The sequence below is a fragment of the Pseudomonas sp. PDM10 genome (assembly GCF_014852295.1).
In the GTDB taxonomy this organism is placed as follows: Bacteria; Pseudomonadota; Gammaproteobacteria; order Pseudomonadales; family Pseudomonadaceae; genus Aquipseudomonas.
The window spans coordinates 738,553-754,751 of the sequence record NZ_JACVBJ010000002.1 but is presented as its reverse complement, the minus strand read 5'-3'; the positions used below and the strand labels follow the sequence as shown (position 1 = coordinate 754,751).

Sequence of the window (16,199 nt, the reverse complement as noted above, 5' to 3'; positions counted from 1 at the left end):
GCTACAGGGGATCTCGCTGTCGATTAGAGGGAGATGTCTAGCCGGGCGATCTTGCCCTGTTCATTCAGGCGGAACATGTAGCGCAATTCCAGAGGGCTGCCGGGAAACGTTCCGGAGATCAGGTTATGCACCAGCACCTTGCCGGTGCGCAGTTGCACGTCGAGCACTTCAACCCGTGGCTGGTAACGCTGGGCGGTGTCTTGCATCCATTGCGCGATGGCCTGAGTGCCGACCTGGTGCTGCCCTTCATCGAACACGTTGGCATCCTCAGCGAAAAAACTGGCCACCCGTGAGGTATCGCGGGCATTGGCGGCTGCAATGTAGGCGGCGATGGCGGGTGCCAGTGAAGAGGCGGGATTGGACATGGTTACGGCTCCTTGTTTGTTGATTCTGGAGCCATGCTAAAACAAGCCTGTGTCAGTTCTTGTCAGGAGTGAAGCGCCCTGCTTCGTCCAGTTGCATCTGTGTGCGCCAGGTGCGCAACAGGTCGCTGCGCCGCCCCGGATAACGCTCGCCCTGCTCGTTCGCTGCCGAGATCCGGTCGGTGCGAAAGGTGCGATAGGCGCTGCGTAATTCACACCAGGCGACGATGATTCGCACCTCGTTCAGAAACCCCAGGGCCAGCGGCCAGATCAGCCGCTGACTCGGCACCTGGTTGGCGTCCGCGTAATCGATGTGCAGCTTGGCCTGGTCGCGGATGGCCTGGCGAAAGACATTCAGTGGCACGGCGTTGGGCGCAAAGCCATAGCCGGGCGGTCCCGGCAACACCGTCGGGTTGTGCAACGCGTCCAGCGCTTCAGGCGCCAATACCGCCGCTATCTTGGCCAGCGCATCCGCCGCAGCCTTGCTCAACATCTCATCCCCACGCTGATCCACATAACGCAACCCCAGCACGATGGCTTCGGTTTCATCGGCGTTGAGCATCAACGGCGGCAGAAACAAACCGCTGCGCAGCACGTAACCGACCCCCGCTTCGCCATAGATTGGCGCGCCAAGGGCGGTGAGTTCGGCGATGTCGCGGTACAGCGTGCGTTCGGAAATCTCCAATTCGCCGGCAAGTGTCGCCGCAGTCACCGGACGACTTTTTCCACGCAGCACTTGCAACAGGGTCAGTAAACGAGTGGTACGCGACACGATCGGCAGGCTCTGTCCGTAAAAGTTGTCGGAGCTTAGCAGAGGACCCTGTCAGAAAGTGGCAGTAGCAATGAGGCCGGTGGTCGGCCTTTCTCTTGTGAATGGAAAAGCGCCTTGACGGTAAATATTACTCGCATCATATTAAATACATGTCGACAGACATTTATATTCGACCCCACGTCTTTTCCTTCAGGAGTCATCCCATGCATTACAAAGTCTTCGGCCGCAAAACCGGCTTGCGGGTCTCGGAACTGGCGCTGGGTGCCGGTAACTTCGGCACCGGTTGGGGTCATGGTGCCGAGCGCGACGAAGCCAAACGCATCTTTGATGGCTACCTGGAAGCCGGCGGCAATTTCATCGACACCGCCAACGGCTATCAGGCGGGCCAGTCGGAAGCCATGCTCGGCGAGTTCATCGCAACGGAACGGGATCGCCTGGTCATCGCCACCAAATACACCCTAGGGACCACGCCAGCCGCGGGCATTTCCCACACCGGCAACAACCGCAAGAACATGGTTCGCGCCGTGGAAGAAAGCCTGAAACGACTCAACACCGACCACATCGACCTGTTCTGGGCCCACATGAGCGATGGCGTGACGCCCATGGAAGAAATCCTGCGCGGTTTCGACGATCTGGTGCGCGCCGGCAAGATTCATTACGCCGGGCTGTCGAACTTCCCGGCGTGGCGCATCGCCCGGGCCGATTTGCTGGCCGAGATTCGCGGGTTCTCACCGATTGCGGCGATTCAGGTGGAATACAGCCTCGCCGAACGCACCGCCGAACGTGAACAACTGCCGATGGCCGAAGCCTTGGGCCTGGCCGCTACATTATGGTCGCCATTGGGTGGCGGGTTCCTCACCGGCAAGTACCGCACCAACGATGGCGACAACCGCGCCGCCAAACTCGGCATGCTGATCCACGCCGAAAAAAGCGCCCGTGAAACCGCCCTCCTCGACACTTTGCTAGCCGTCTCGGCAGAACTGGGCGCCAGCCCGACGCACGTGGCCATTGCCTGGCTGCGGGAAAAAGCCAAGCGTTCGACTACGGCGCTGATTCCGATTCTCGGCTCGCGCACCCGTGAACAATTGGATGCGACGCTGGGGGCGTTGAATGTGCAATTGAGTGCTGAACAGTTGTCGCGGCTTGATGGGGTCAGTGGTGTGGCGATGGGCGTGCCCCATGAATCCATTGCCGGGTCGACGGCGCGATTTACCGGGACGGAAACCCTGGATCTGCCGATCGTCCCAGTGGCCTGACACAGATCAAATAATGTGGGAGCGAGCCTGCTCGCGAAGGGGCCCTTTCAGTCAACATTAATGTTGAATGTCTGACCGCCTTCGCGAGCAGGCTCGCTCCCACAGTTTTGACCGCGTATTACCGGTCAACCTTATGTTTAGCTGCATAGAGGCACAGCATTTCCATCGCCAACGTCGCCGCCGCCAGTGAGGTAATGTCCGCACTGTCGTAGGCCGGCGCCACTTCCACGACGTCCATTCCCACCAGATTGATCCCGCGCAAGCCACCCAGGATTTCCAGCGCCTGCACCGTGCTCAGGCCGCCGCACACCGGCGTTCCGGTGCCTGGAGCGAAGGCTGGATCGAGGCAATCAATGTCGAACGTCAGGTACACCGGGTGATCACCGACCCGCGCCCGAATGGCCTCGACAATCGCATCAACACCGCGTCGATGCACTTGCCGCGCATCCAGCACTTGAAAGCCCTGGTGATCGTCATTGGTGGTGCGCAAACCGATCTGCACCGAACGCGAAGGATCCACCAACCCTTCCTTGGCCGCGTGCCAGAACATCGTGCCGTGATCGACGCGCTTGCCGTCTTCGTCCGGCCAGGTGTCGCTGTGGGCGTCGAAGTGGATCAATGACAGCGGACCATGTTTACGCGCATGGGCCTTGAGCAGCGGATACGTGATGAAGTGATCCCCGCCAAACGTCAGCATCGCGCTACCGGCGTTGAGAATGTGTTCGGCATGAGCTTCGATGCTTTCCGGCACCGACTGCGGTGTGCCGTAATCGAAGTCGCAATCGCCGTAGTCGATGACCGCCAGATGGTCGAACGGGTCGAAGGCCCACGGCCAATGGCGTTCCCAGGCAATCCCGGTGGACGCGGCACGAATGCCCCGTGGTCCGAAACGCGCACCGGGGCGGTTGCTGGTGGCGGTGTCGAACGGGACCCCGCTGACCGCTACGTCGACGCCGCGCAAGTCGCGGCTGTAGCGACGACGCATGAAACTGGTGATACCGGCGTAGGTACTTTCGGCGGCAGTGCCGTAGAGGCTGTCGCGGGTCATGGCCTGATCGTTTTGCATCGGGACGTCCATCTAAGGTTCCTTATTATTGGCGGCTACGGAAAGTGGTCCACAAGCGAGTGCGTTGGCGCAGGTCCTTGAGGCTCATGCTGCGGTCGGCGTACAGCAAACCGCGAACGTCGGCGGGTGGGTAAATGTCCGGGTCGGTGCGCACCGACTCATCCACCAGTGGCGTTGCAGCCTGGTTGGCCGTGGCAAAGAACAGTGTGTTGGTCAGCGCCGCGACGGAGTCCGGGCGCAACATGAACTCGATAAAAGCGCGGGCTGCTTCGGGGTGAGGCGCGTCCTTGGGGATCGCCAGGTTGTCCTGCCAGACCAGCGTGCCCTCTTTCGGAATCCGGTACGCCACTTCGAACGGCTTGTTGGCCTTGCGTGCCTGATCGGCGGCCATGCTGGCGTCACCGTTGTAGGTCAACGCCAGGCATACACTGCCATTGGCCAGATCGCTGATCTGCCGACCGGTCGCGACGTACAGCACATTGGGTTGCAGCTGATGCAACAACGCATCGGCAGCTGACAGATCAGCCTTGTCGGTGCTGTAGGGATTTTTACCCAGGTAATGCAGCGCCAGTCCGACTACTTCCTGGGGCGAATCGAGAATGGCAATGCCGCAGTCCTTCAGTTTGCTGGCGTACTCAGGCTTGAACAGCAAATCGAGGCTATTGAGCGGCACATTCGGCAAGCGCTGGTTCACCGCTTCGACATTCATCCCCAGGCCCAGGGTGCCCCAGGTGTAGGGCACGCCATAGCGGTTGCCGGGGTCGACGGCGGCGAGTTTTTCCAGCAAATCCGGATCGAGGTTGGCGTAACCCTTGAGGCCTTCGTGGGGAATCTCTTTCAACGCACCGGCGGCCAGTCCACGGGCCAGCACACTGGACGACGGCACGACCACGTCATAACCGCTGCCCCCGGTGAGCAACTTGGTTTCGAGCACCTCCGAGGAATCGAAGGTGTCATAACGCACGTGGATGCCGGTTTCCTGCTCGAACCGCTGCAAGGTTTCAGGCGCTACATAATCGGACCAACTGTAGAGATTCAGGACTTTTTCCTCGGCCTGGGCCGATACAGCCATGGCGAGGAACAGCGCGGGTAAACACAGCTTGAACGTGGGAGCCATGACGGAACACCTGACCAGATGAAGTGGATGCAGAATGCGTCGTCGGATACATTGGAAAAATACCAAGTTAGTTATCCTGACTTTATCCAAGAGTAATGTTTGATGCTCAGCCAACTCCACGATCTCGATCTGCAACTGCTGCGCCTGTTCGTCAACGTGGTGGAGTGCGGAGGTTTCAGCGCGGCTCAGGGGGAGTTGGGCTTGAGCCAGTCGAGCATCAGCCAGCAAATGGCCAAACTGGAAACCCGACTCGGCTATCGTCTGTGCAGTCGCGGCAAGGGTGGTTTCAAGATCACGCCCAAGGGCGAACAACTGCTGAGTGCGACTCGCAGCCTGTTCGAGTCCATCGAAACCTTCCGCCATCAATCCAATGGTGTGGCCGGGCGCTTGATCGGCGAGGTGCGTCTGGGGTTGTCCGAAGCGCTCGATCAATCCGTGTTGCAACGGGTGGCCGATGCGATCCGACGCTTTCGTGAACGGGACGAATCAGTCCGCATTGAATTGATCAGCGCCATGCCCGGCGAAATGGAACGGTTGCTGCTGCAACAACGACTGGACCTGGCGATCGGCTATTTCTCTCAAGTGCAAAGCGCTTTTGACTACCGCGAACTGTTTACCGAAACCCAGCACCTGTATTGCGCCGCCGGCCATCCGTTGTTCACCCATGATGCGCCTGACGATCAAGCGCTACAGGCTTGCGATCGGGTCGACCACCCTTACCGCTTCCTGCGCAGCGACGAACCCTTCCAGGGGAAGAGGTGTTCGGCGCGCTCGGAGCAAGTCGAAGGCACCCTCGCCTTCATTCTCTCTGGCAAGCATGTCGGTTATTTACCCGAACACTTTGCCCGCACCTGGGAAGACAAAGGATTGCTGCGCGCCGTACTCCGTGCCGATATGAGTTTCGACGTGGCGTTTCATCTGGCCCGCCATCGCGCCCAGGTGCCGGGGGATGCACAAAAGGCCTTTGAGGAAGATCTACTGGCCGCGTTCGCCTGATGATCGTTCCCACGCTCTGCGTGGGAATGCAGCCAGGGACGCTCCGCGTCCCAAGAGCGGACGCAGAGCGTCCGGTGAGACATTCCCACGCAGAGCGTGGGAACGATCAGTGCGTTGCGCGTTGCCCTTGATGCTCGCTGCTGGCATCCTGCGCCTCCATTTTTGACCCGGCCCGCCTTCTGGCATGCACACCACCATGACCGCCTCTGAAAAAGCCCCTGCCCCGCGCAATAACGACCTGATCTACGGCCTCGACGATCGCCCGCACCTGACCGCCACCGTCTTCGCCGCCCTGCAACACGTGCTCGCCAGTTTCGTCGGTATCATCACCCCGACCCTGATCATGGGCGGCGCCCTCGGCCTGCAAAGCGAAGTGCCATACCTGATCAGCATGGCGCTGTTCGTTTCGGGGCTGGGCACGTTTGTTCAGGCACGACGTTTCGGTCCGATCGGTTCCGGCCTGCTGTGTCTGCAAGGCACCAGCTTCTCATTCATCAGCGTGATTCTCAGTGCCGGTTTCATGGTCAAGGCCCGGGGTGGCGGTACCGATGAGATCCTGTCGACCATCTTCGGTGTGTGCTTTTTCGCTGCCTTCATCGAAGTGGTGTTGAGCCAGTTCATCGGTAAATTACGGATGCTGATCACCCCGGTGGTGACCGGCACGATCATCACGCTGATGGGCCTGTCGCTGATCAAAGTCGCCATGACCGACATCGCCGGCGGCTTCGGTGCGGCGGACCTCGGCGCGGCCAGTCACCTGGCCCTGGCAGCCCTGGTGCTCGGAACGATTGTGGTGTTGAACCGGGTCGATGTGCCGTTCCTGCGCCTCGGTGCGATTGTCATCGGCCTGACCCTCGGCTATCTCGTGGCCTGGCTGATGGGTGACGTCAATTTCGCCAGCCTGCCCGAAGTCCCCCTGATGAGCGTGCCGGTGCCGTTCAAATACGGCTTTAACTTCGATTGGGTGGCGTTTGTGCCAGTGGCGGTGATTTTCCTGGTGTCGCCGCTGGAAGCCGCCGGTGACTTGACCGCCAACTCGATGATTTCCCTGCAGCCCGTCAAAGGCCCGATCTACATCCGCCGGATCAAGTCCGGCCTACTCGCCGACGGCCTCAACTCGGCCATGGCCGCCGTGTTCAACAGCATGCCGATGGTGACCTTCGCCCAGAACAACGGTGTGATTCAGCTCACCGGCGTGGCCAGCCGCTACGTGGCGTTCTTCATTGCCGGTTTGTTGGTGGTGCTGGGGTTGTTCCCGATGATCGGCGCGGTGCTGCAACTGATGCCCAAACCGGTACTCGGTGGCGCTGAACTGGTGATGTTCGGCACCGTCGCCGTCGCCGGGATCAAGATCCTCGCCGAAGCCGGCCTGCATCGACGCAACATGCTGATCGTGTCGATTTCCCTCGGCATGGGCCTGGGTGTCGCGGCGGTGCCGGAAGTGCTGCGCGAGTTGCCGAAGGCGCTGCACAACATCTTCGAATCGCCGATCACCGTCGGCGCTTTGTGCGCAATCGTGCTGAATATCTTCCTGCCCGAGGAATTCATCGAGCTGGAAGAAGATGACTTCGATCCGGAAGCCTCGATCCTGCAAGTCATGGAAAATCCGCCGGCCGCTGAAACAGCCGCCAGACTGAACCGCTGAAGGGACCGTGCTACATTCATTGCGACTCCGCTTGGTAGAAGGTTGACCGCACGTTGAACAAGAAAACCGGCATCCGGGCCGCTCAGGCCCATCAAACCCGAACCCGGATTCTCGAAGCGGCCGTGAAAGTATTCACCCGCGACGGCTACTCCGGGGGCCGGGTGGAGAGTATTTCCCGCGAGGCCGATTCCAACGACCGCATGCTCTATTACTACTTCGGCAGCAAAGAGCAGCTGTTCATTTGCGTGCTGGAACACACCTACGAGCAATTCAATAAAGCCGAAAGCCAGCTCAAGCTGGACTTGGGCACACCGCTAGTGGCCCTGCAGGATCTGGTGGCGTTCGTCTGGAACTACTACGTCGAACACCCGGAATTCGTCGCCATCCTCAGCAACGAGAACCTGCACAACGGCAAACACGCCCAACAGTCCAGCGAGCTGCGCAGGTTGTCGGGAGAGGCGGTCGGCGTATTGCGGCCGATCATTGAGGCGGGTCAGGTTCAGGGATTGTTTCGTCAGGATCTGGACATCAAGCATGTGTATCTGATGATCGCCTCGCTTTGCTACTTCTATAACTCCAACCGGCATACGCTCAGTTCCTTCCTTGGGGAGGATCTGGCGGACAAGGGGCAGCAGCAGGATTGGTTGGGGTTTATCAAGGATCTGGTGGTGCGGGGGGTGATGAAACTGCCCGAACAGGATCAGGATCAGCGTTAACAGCGCCGGCCCCTTCGCGAGCAAGCCCGCTCCCACAAGGGTTGCGCTGTACCTGTGGGAGCGGCGGTGCGGCGATCTGACTTGCTCGCGAAGCTTTTAATGGCTCCCTGGATTAGCCCGCAGGTGTGCAACCTTTTGTTCCAACCCTTGCCACTGCGGCGCAGCGGTCGCAAACCGATTACGCAAATACGCCGCCAGTTCCGCCACCTGCGTATTGGACAGGCTGTCCTTGAAACCGGGCATGTAGCCCAGGTCCTTGGTGGCCGGTGCATCGATGCCTTGCAGGATGACCTTGATCAGGTTGTCCGGTTGATCGCTGTGCACATTGGTATTGCTCGCCAGAGACGGACTCACACCAAACAGTTTCGGCCCCAGGCCATCCGCGTGACAGGCCTTGCACGAACCTTCGAACACCCGCTGACCGTTGCTCAATGACAGGCTCGCGACCGGCGACGGCTGAGTGGCTTTCTCCACCACTTGCGTTTCAGCCTGCGCGCCGTTGAGTGACGCCAGGTACACCGCCATCGCCCGGATATCCGTCTTGGGCAATTTCGCCAGCTCACTGACCACCGGCCCCATGGGTCCGGTCGCCACGCCATGGGCGTCGGAATAGCCGGTGCCGAGGTAGTCGAACAGCTGATTCTCCGTCCACGGGGTTGGCGCTTTCGACAAGCCGTTCAGCGCCGGCGCTTCCCAGCCATCGACCATGCCTCCGGCCAGGAAAGACGCCCCGCCCTTCTCCGCCCCCATCAAATTGCGTGGCGAATGGCAGGCGGCACAGTGACCCAAACCGTTGACCAGGTAGGCGCCGCGATTCCATTGCTCGCTACGTTCTGGCTGCACGCTGATTTCACCTTTACGCAGAAACAACGCTTTCCACCCCGCCATCAACGGCCGCAGATTGAATGGAAAACGCATGTCGTTGGCTGTCGCCGGCTGGCTGACTGGCGCTTGCGACATCAAGTACGCATACAGCGCCTGCATGTCGGCATCGTTGATATTGCGAAACGCGGTGTAGGGAAACGCCGGGTACAGATTGCGCCCGTCGCGTCCGATGCCGTCGCGCATCGCACGTTCGAACGCCGGGTACGACCAGCTGCCGATGCCGGTCTTCACGTCGGGCGTGATGTTGCTGCTATAGAGCGTGCCGAACGGCGTTTGCATCGCCAGGCCTCCGGCATTGGTTGCGCCACCCGGCGCGGTATGGCACACCGCGCAATCGCCGACCGCCGCCAACAAACGCCCGCGTTCCAGGGTAGCCGCCGACCAGGTGCCAGCACTTGGCGGAGCAATCGGCGCGATTTCACCGTGAAACGGCCACGCGGTGGCGGCCATACCGAGTACCGCGCCGAACGCCGCAAACAGCGAACCGAACAGCCACTTAGAGCGCTTGGTCGGTGACGTCGGTGGCTCGTCACAAGTACCAGCGTTCAGCGCCGCCAGCACCCGTTCCGGGGTAATCGGCAGCTCGCGAAACCGGATCCCGGTGGCGTCATAAATGGCGTTGGCAATCGCCGCCGCGCTCGGCACCGAGGCGGACTCACCAGCGCCCATGGGCGGCTGGTCCTGACGCGGCATCATCAATACGTCGATCTGCGGCACTTCAGGGAAGGTCAGGATCGGATAACCGCCCCACTCCTTGCTCGCCACCGTGGATTCCTCGAAAGTCACCCGTTCCTTGAGCACCCGACTGGTGGATTGAATGACATTGCCGTGGATCTGATGCTGCACACCCGCCGGGTTGATCATCATCCCCGAGTCATGACCGATCACCACCCGCGTGACGGACACATCACCGGTCTGGCGATCCACCGCCACGTCCGCCACCCACGCAGCCCACGCCGCACCAAAACCGGGGAACTTGCTGTGGATGTAGCGCGCGTAGGCAAAGCCGCGACCGCGCAGAAACTGATCGTCGTTCGGGGTTTGCATCGGCGCGGTGCGCGGGGTCCAGGCGGCGCGCTCGGCGGTGGACTTCACCAAGTCAATGGCGCGCTCATCGTGCAGATAGCGCAGCCGGTATTCCACCGGATCGACGCCCGCTGCGAACGCGAGTTCATCGATGTACGACTCGTGGGCGAAGGTATTGGGCAGCGCCGACACTCCGCGCATCCATGAAGCCCGGACAATCGGCGCCATGTCATTGATGGTCACGCGCATGTGTTCGAAGTCATACGGCGGGATCGACGTGCGATCGCCCATTTCGAACATCGCCGCCACCGGTTCGACCCGTCCGGTCAATAGCAAGGCCAGGGTCGGCGCGCCGTTGGACGGGTAGCTGGTCTGGAAATCGTAAGCAGCCACACTGCCATCGGCGTTCAAGCCGCCGTCGACGTCCATCAGTTGCGCGGTGCCCTTGGGTTCCCACAGGTGCTCCTGCTCCCGGGTCAATTGCACCCGCACCGGTTTGCCCACGGCGCGGGACAACAGCAAGGCATCGGCGCAGACATCGTCGGCACAGTTACGCCCATAACAGCCCGACGCTTCCATGCGAATAATCTCGATCGATTCTTCTGCGCACTCCAGCAACCAGGCCAGGTCAGCCCGCAGCAAATGCGGATTCTGGCTACCGGACCACACGCGAGTGCCCGACGGCCGATAGTCCGCCAACCCACAGGAGGGACCGATGGAGCCGTGCATCTGATACGGCCACAAATACGTTCGCGGCATACGCTGATGGGCCCCGGCCAAGGCGTCGTCGACATTGCCCTGATTGAGAACGACGCGTTGCACACGCGGGTTATCGCGGATGGCCTGCTCGACATTACTCATGTCCGGCAATTTATGGTTCCAGGCTTTCCATGTGATTTTCAACGCCTGGGCAGCCTTGATCGCCTGTTCTTCGCGCAGCGCCACCACCCCGACGAAATCACGAATCACCACCACCGCCACGATTCCGGGAAGATGCGCGATGGAAGACTCGTCGACATCCAGCAAGCTGTTGCCGACGAAGTCACCGCAATCGAGCCCAGCATAGGGTGGGCGGATCACCCGGCCGTGGAGCATGTCCGGCACCCGCATGTCGTGGACGTATGTCAGTTCACCGGTGGCTTTGGCTGGAATATCCACCCGCGCGGCGCCCTTGCCGACCAGCTGATAGTCTTCGGCAGACTTGAGTGGCGCAGTGCCTGAGATGCGCAGTTCAACGTGGTCACCGCGCACCAGATCGGCGAAGGACGTGGTGCGTCCGTCCGCCGCGACAATTATCCCGGCCTCGACCTTCAGACTGCCCGCCTCCACCGACCAGCGTTCTGCCGCCCGCGCCAGCAGAAAACGCCGGGCCTCGGCAGCCGCATTGCGCAACGGGATCGCGGAAATCTGCAGCGTGGCGCTGGCAATGGTCGCGCCCTGATTGGGCACACGCTCGGTGTCGCCCAGCACCATGCACACTTGCTCCAGTTGCAAGTCCAGTTCTTCGGCGACGATCTGCGCCAGCGAAGTGCGGATACCGGTACCGAGGTCGACATGCCCGTTGAAGGCATACACCCGTCCGTCATCGCTGATGGCGATGAACAGCCCCAGTTCCTTGGGTTTGATCAGCGGCGTACCGCCTTTGGCCACTGGGCCTGATGGCGGCAGGATGTCGTCGACGATCAGCAGAACGCCGGTCTTGGCCAGCCATTGGTCGCGGGAGGGGATTGCGTCAGTCATGGTCATCGATCCACGTTCAAGGCGTTTGACGGGCGGCACGCAGCACCGCGCGGAGGATTTCGATATGGGTGCCGCATCGGCAAAGGTTGGCCGAGAGTTCATTGCGGATCTGGGTTTCGCTGGGGTGCGGGATGCGGTCGAGCAAGGCCTTTGCGGTCATGATCATGCCGTTGAGGCAGTAGCCGCATTGCGCCGCCTGTTCGTCGATAAAGGCTTGCTGCACCGGGTGCGGATCGGCTCGGGTGCCGAGCCCTTCGAGAGTGACGATCTGCCGGTCCACGGCGCCGGCCAGCGGAAACACGCAAGAGCGCGCCGCCACGCCATCGATGATCACCGTGCACGCGCCGCACTCGCCCAAGCCGCAGCCGTACTTGGGGCCATTGAGTTGCAGGTCATTGCGCAGGATCAGCAATAACGGCGTATCCGCCATCGCGGTGACGGTGCTGGTTTGGCCGTTGACCTCAAGCGCTACCGTGATTTCCTGGCTTGTCATTCGCTTCGCCCGATTCAGTTGATGAAGTATCCACTACACCAAAAGATCGAAGAAAAGGTCGCGGGCCAGCATCAGTTTGTGGCGTCGCGACACACTCGAGTGGTGAAGTGGTTACTACATGAAAAGAGAGCAAAAACGATGCCAGAGACTTGAACCCGTGATCAGTCCTGTGGGTCGTCGATCATTTTGCGCAGCAAAAACAACACGGCCACCCGCTCTGCGGGGTTGAGGTTACTCAGGGTCAGCTCAGTGATTTTCCCGGCACAAGGCACGGTTTGCTGCACCAGTCGATCACCGGCTTCGGACAAGCCGACAATGACTTTTCGTCGGTCCTGCGGGTCGGGTTCAAGGGTGATCAGTTCCCGGGCCTTGAGCCGCTCGACGATGCCGCGAATGGTTGCCTGGTCCACGGCTGTGGCTTTGACCAGTTCAGTCAGCGAACTGGGGCCGTGATCACGCACGGCGCACAGGGTGACGAACTGCACCGCGGTGAGCTGGGAGTCGCCGACGTTCTGCTGAAAAATCGCCATGTGCCGTTGATAGGCCTTGCGCAGCAAATGCCCGACTTGTTCGGAGAAAACGTAGGAAGAATCAGGAGTTTCAGGCACGGCAGACTCGAAAGACGATGTGTAGTGGGAAGGCATGATGGACAGGTTGGCGGGTGGACTCAAGAGCGGTTTGGGCAAACACCTTAACCGCTTTTCGTAGGAGCAAGGCTTGCCCGCGATAGCGCACTTGAGATCGCCATCGCGGGCAAGCCTTGCTCCTACAGGTTTCAGCGTTTCAGCAAACACATACACAGTTGATTTCAGCGAACCCGGGAGGCCTCAGGCGCCACCACATCTCCGCCGATCACCACCGCCTGGTCATCCAGGTACACATCGCAATGGCGCAGTGGGATATCCAGGTGGCACGGGGTTTTGCGGGTGCCACCGACTTCAGTATTCGGTCCGGTGGAGAACAGGAAGTTGCCGTAGAACGCCCGGGCATCCATGCACATGCCATCGTTTTTGTCGTGCAACCCCATGGCAGTCCACTGCGCCCGTGGCTGCAAGCCCCAGCCAATGTGGGAGATGCCGTAAACCTCGGGATCATTGAAATACTTCATGTAGTCACGCAGGTATTCGGCCTCGAAACCGCCGTGGATCGAGGTGATGAAACCCTTCTCGATTTCCAGGGTGATTTTCTCCCGTGTGTAGTTCTTGAACGGCAGCACAATGTCGCCGACATCCAGCACCAGCACGCCCTCAGCCGTTTCTTCGTTGGGCCAGGAGAACAGAAAGCCGCTGGGCCAGTGATCCCAGCGCCCCGGCTCATCAGCGAAACCGTATTCGGTGACTGAAGGATATTGCCCCAGCGCGGCGTGGAAATTGCTGCCGGCGCGGGAGGTGACGTGGATTGATTTGGCCTGTTTGAGCAGTTGCTCCGCCGCCATTACCCGCACCTTGTCAGCCTCAGTCGGGAGCATTCGCGCCAGGACTTCCGGCGGTTCGACGGCCAATAGAATTCGCGTGCCAGTCTTGAGGATCTGCTCCTGCTCCGGTGAGTGCAGCAGCATCATCGTGTCGACGATCAAGTCCGCCGCTTCCAGCGCCCGCTGCGCCGCGATATTGCCGGTCAGCGCGGTATCGCCACAGTAGGCCGTCATGTCATTGCCCATGGCCGTCGGATGGTTGAACGAAGGCAACTCCACCGCGTAGACCTTGGCCCCCAGACGCTGCGCCGCCTCCATCGCGGCGCGCACGGTGCGCGGGTTCGAATAATGGCTCTTGAGCACGGCGACGCTCTGGGTCGGGTCGACCTTCGACAGCTTCAACACGTGTTCGAACATCTGGGTCAATTCGCAATCGCTTACCGGCATTTCGTGTCTCCTCGATCGTCTGTTGTGCACCAAGTCGAAGCGCCCCGCCTCACTCCAGTGCGTTTTTACAGTGTATACGCCATTTATAAGTGATAAGACCCTAAAAGAAGACTGACTGCAAGCGTCAGACCACAACGTTACAAACCCACACAAATCTAATATTTACTGGTTACATATGGTGACTACAGACAAATAACCCTGAAAATTATTTTTTCCAAACGGCCCTTTCTTTTTAAATTTTATAGCGTATACACTTTAAAAACCTTGCGGCGACACCGCCAGCGACCATTCGAAGAAGAGGAACAAGCCCCATGGCAAGAACACAAAAAATCGCCATCGTCGGTGCAGGTCTGGGCGGTGCCGCCGCTGCCACGCTGCTGCAACAAGCAGGGTTCGAGGTGGACATCTATGAACAGGCACCCGAGTTCTCCCGCCTCGGCGCCGGGATTCACATGGGTCCCAACATCATGAAAATCTTCCGGCGCATGGGCATCGAGCAACAGCTCGATCTGATGGGCTCACATCCGGATCACTGGTTCAGCCGTGACGGCTTGAGTGGCGATTACCTGTCACGCATCCCATTGGGAGATTTCGCTCGCAAGGAATACGGTGCGTCCTACATCACCGTGCACCGCGGCGACCTGCACGCGCTGCAGATGTCGACCATCAAACCCGGCACCGTGCACTTCAACAAACGCCTGGAAACCCTGGAAGAAACCGACAACCAGGTACGCCTGACCTTCAGTGACGGCGAAGTGACCTACGCCGACATCGTCATCGGCGCCGATGGCATCAATTCGAAGATCCGTGAAGAGTTGCTCGGCGCGGAAAAACCGCTGTACAGCGGGTGGGTGGCGCATCGCGCGCTGATCCGTGGCGATCAACTGGCCAAATACGATTTGAAGTTCGAAGACTGCATCAAGTGGTGGACCGAGGATCGGCACATGATGGTCTACTACACCACCGGCAAGCGCGACGAGTACTACTACGTCACCGGCGTGCCGCATCCGGAATGGGATTTCCAGGGCGCGTTCGTCGACAGCAGCCGCGAAGAAATGTTTGAGGCGTTCCAGGGTTATCACCCGACGGTCCAGGCGCTGATCGAATCCACCGAAAGCGTCACCAAATGGCCGTTGCGCAACCGCAACCCGTTGCCGCTGTGGAGCCGTGGGCGACTGGTATTGCTGGGTGACGCGTGCCACCCGATGAAGCCGCACATGGCACAAGGTGCCGGCATGGCCATCGAAGACGCCGCGATGCTGACGCGCTGCCTGCAGGAAACCGGGCTCGGCGATTACCGCACCGCGTTCGAACTCTATGAAGCCAATCGCAAGGAACGCGCCTCCCGCGTGCAGTCCGTGTCCAACGCCAACACCTGGCTGCGCACCCAGGAAGATCCGGCCTGGGTTTACGGCTATGACCTGTACGCCCAGCCGTTGAAATCGGGGGTAGCCGCGTGAGTACGTTCATCCATGGCGGCAACGTCCAGGCCAACGGCATTCGCCAGCACTACCTGCGCTATGGCGGTAAAGGTCCGGCGCTGATTCTGATTCCCGGCATCACCAGCCCTGCGATTACCTGGGGGTTTGTCGCGGAGCGCTTAGGCGATCATTTCGACACTTACGTGCTGGACGTTCGCGGTCGCGGCCTCTCCTCAACCGGCCCGGAACTGGACTACAGCGCTGACGCCTGCGCCGACGACATCGGCGCTTTCGCCAAAGCCATGAAGCTGAACAACTACAACCTGGTCGGCCACTCCATGGGTGCGCGGTTTGCGGTGCGCAGTGCTGTGCTGCATCCGGCCGGGGTGAGCCGTTTGGTGCTGATCGATCCACCGGTGTCCGGCCCTGGCCGGCGCGAGTATCCGAGCAAACTGCCGTGGTATGTCGATTCGATTCGCCAGTCCTTGATCGGGATGGACGTTGATGCGATGCGCGCCTTCTGCGCCACCTGGTCCGAGGAACAATTGCAACTGCGCGCCGAATGGCTGCACACCTGCTACGAACCAGCAATCGTGCGGGCCTTCAACGATTTCCACGACGTGGATTTCCATCAGGATCTGCCGAAACTCCAGGCCCCGGCGTTACTGATGATCGCCGGCCGTGGTGGTGTTATTCAGCCCGAGGACGAAGCGGAAATCCTCGACCTGCAACCGAACATTCGCAGTGTCCACGTCGAAAACGCCGGACACATGATTCCCTGGGATGACCTCGAAGGCTTCTTCAGCGCCTTCGGTGATTTCCTTGGCCCACGCCTGAACTAAT

General features: G+C 60.3%; 14 protein-coding genes. 6 read left to right on the top strand and 8 right to left on the bottom strand.

Annotated features, from left to right (window positions below; genetic code table 11):
* Positions 1–23: 23 nt before the first annotated feature.
* Both IB252_RS10065 and IB252_RS10060 read right to left on the bottom strand, forming a co-directional pair.
* Complete coding sequence (locus tag IB252_RS10065) at positions 24–365, bottom strand: nuclear transport factor 2 family protein (protein ID WP_007897370.1); 342 nt, start codon at positions 363–365, stop codon at positions 24–26.
* Between the two features lie 52 nt (positions 366–417).
* Entirely contained in the window at positions 418–1,134 is a 717-nt protein-coding gene (locus tag IB252_RS10060; protein WP_192408385.1) for a helix-turn-helix transcriptional regulator, read from the bottom strand.
* 203 nt (positions 1,135–1,337) lie between these two features.
* Between IB252_RS10060 and IB252_RS10055 the strand changes: the two genes are divergently transcribed.
* On the top strand, positions 1,338–2,390 hold the full coding sequence (locus IB252_RS10055; protein WP_192408384.1) for an aldo/keto reductase: 1,053 nt from the start codon (positions 1,338–1,340) through the stop codon (positions 2,388–2,390).
* Between the two features lie 118 nt (positions 2,391–2,508).
* Here IB252_RS10055 and speB read toward each other — a convergent pair whose 3' ends face one another.
* Entirely contained in the window at positions 2,509–3,468 is a 960-nt protein-coding gene (gene speB / locus IB252_RS10050) for an agmatinase (RefSeq protein WP_192408383.1), read from the bottom strand.
* A 13-nt stretch (positions 3,469–3,481) separates the two neighbouring features.
* Positions 3,482–4,573 (bottom strand): polyamine ABC transporter substrate-binding protein, encoded by a 1,092-nt coding sequence (locus IB252_RS10045; protein WP_192408382.1) that lies wholly within the window; start codon positions 4,571–4,573, stop codon positions 3,482–3,484.
* Between the two features lie 102 nt (positions 4,574–4,675).
* Between IB252_RS10045 and IB252_RS10040 the strand changes: the two genes are divergently transcribed.
* The 3 genes from IB252_RS10040 to IB252_RS10030 all read left to right on the top strand — a co-directional run bounded on the left by IB252_RS10040 (position 4,676) and on the right by IB252_RS10030 (position 7,930).
* Positions 4,676–5,569: a LysR family transcriptional regulator gene (locus tag IB252_RS10040; RefSeq protein ID WP_192408381.1), complete on the top strand. Its 894-nt coding sequence runs from the start codon at positions 4,676–4,678 to the stop codon at positions 5,567–5,569.
* Positions 5,570–5,765: 196 nt separating this feature from the next.
* Positions 5,766–7,214: a nucleobase:cation symporter-2 family protein gene (locus IB252_RS10035; RefSeq protein WP_192408380.1), complete on the top strand. Its 1,449-nt coding sequence runs from the start codon at positions 5,766–5,768 to the stop codon at positions 7,212–7,214.
* A 53-nt stretch (positions 7,215–7,267) separates the two neighbouring features.
* A complete protein-coding gene (locus IB252_RS10030) occupies positions 7,268–7,930 on the top strand; it encodes a TetR/AcrR family transcriptional regulator (protein WP_192408379.1) in 663 nt (220 codons plus the stop codon).
* Positions 7,931–8,026: 96 nt separating this feature from the next.
* Here IB252_RS10030 and IB252_RS10025 read toward each other — a convergent pair whose 3' ends face one another.
* The 4 genes from IB252_RS10025 to IB252_RS10010 all read right to left on the bottom strand — a co-directional run bounded on the left by IB252_RS10025 (position 8,027) and on the right by IB252_RS10010 (position 13,935).
* Positions 8,027–11,581, bottom strand: a complete 3,555-nt coding sequence (locus tag IB252_RS10025) for a molybdopterin cofactor-binding domain-containing protein (RefSeq protein ID WP_192408378.1) — start codon at positions 11,579–11,581, stop codon at positions 8,027–8,029.
* A gap of 16 nt (positions 11,582–11,597) precedes the next feature.
* A complete protein-coding gene (locus IB252_RS10020; RefSeq protein WP_192408377.1) occupies positions 11,598–12,074 on the bottom strand; it encodes a (2Fe-2S)-binding protein in 477 nt (158 codons plus the stop codon).
* A 161-nt stretch (positions 12,075–12,235) separates the two neighbouring features.
* A complete protein-coding gene (locus IB252_RS10015; RefSeq protein WP_192408616.1) occupies positions 12,236–12,718 on the bottom strand; it encodes a MarR family winged helix-turn-helix transcriptional regulator in 483 nt (160 codons plus the stop codon).
* 164 nt (positions 12,719–12,882) lie between these two features.
* The gene (locus IB252_RS10010; protein ID WP_192408376.1) at positions 12,883–13,935 is read right to left on the bottom strand and encodes a 2,5-dihydroxypyridine 5,6-dioxygenase; all 1,053 of its coding nucleotides are present in this window, start codon (positions 13,933–13,935) and stop codon (positions 12,883–12,885) included.
* A gap of 311 nt (positions 13,936–14,246) precedes the next feature.
* Here IB252_RS10010 and IB252_RS10005 point away from each other — a divergent pair, with 311 nt between their 5' ends.
* Positions 14,247–15,395 carry an FAD-dependent monooxygenase gene (locus IB252_RS10005; protein ID WP_192408375.1) on the top strand — a complete coding sequence of 383 codons (1,149 nt, stop codon included), beginning with the start codon at positions 14,247–14,249 and terminating at the stop codon, positions 15,393–15,395.
* Entirely contained in the window at positions 15,392–16,198 is an 807-nt protein-coding gene (locus IB252_RS10000) for an alpha/beta fold hydrolase (RefSeq protein WP_192408374.1), read from the top strand. Before IB252_RS10005 ends, IB252_RS10000 begins: the two co-directional genes overlap by 4 nt.
* Position 16,199: the final 1 nt, after the last annotated feature.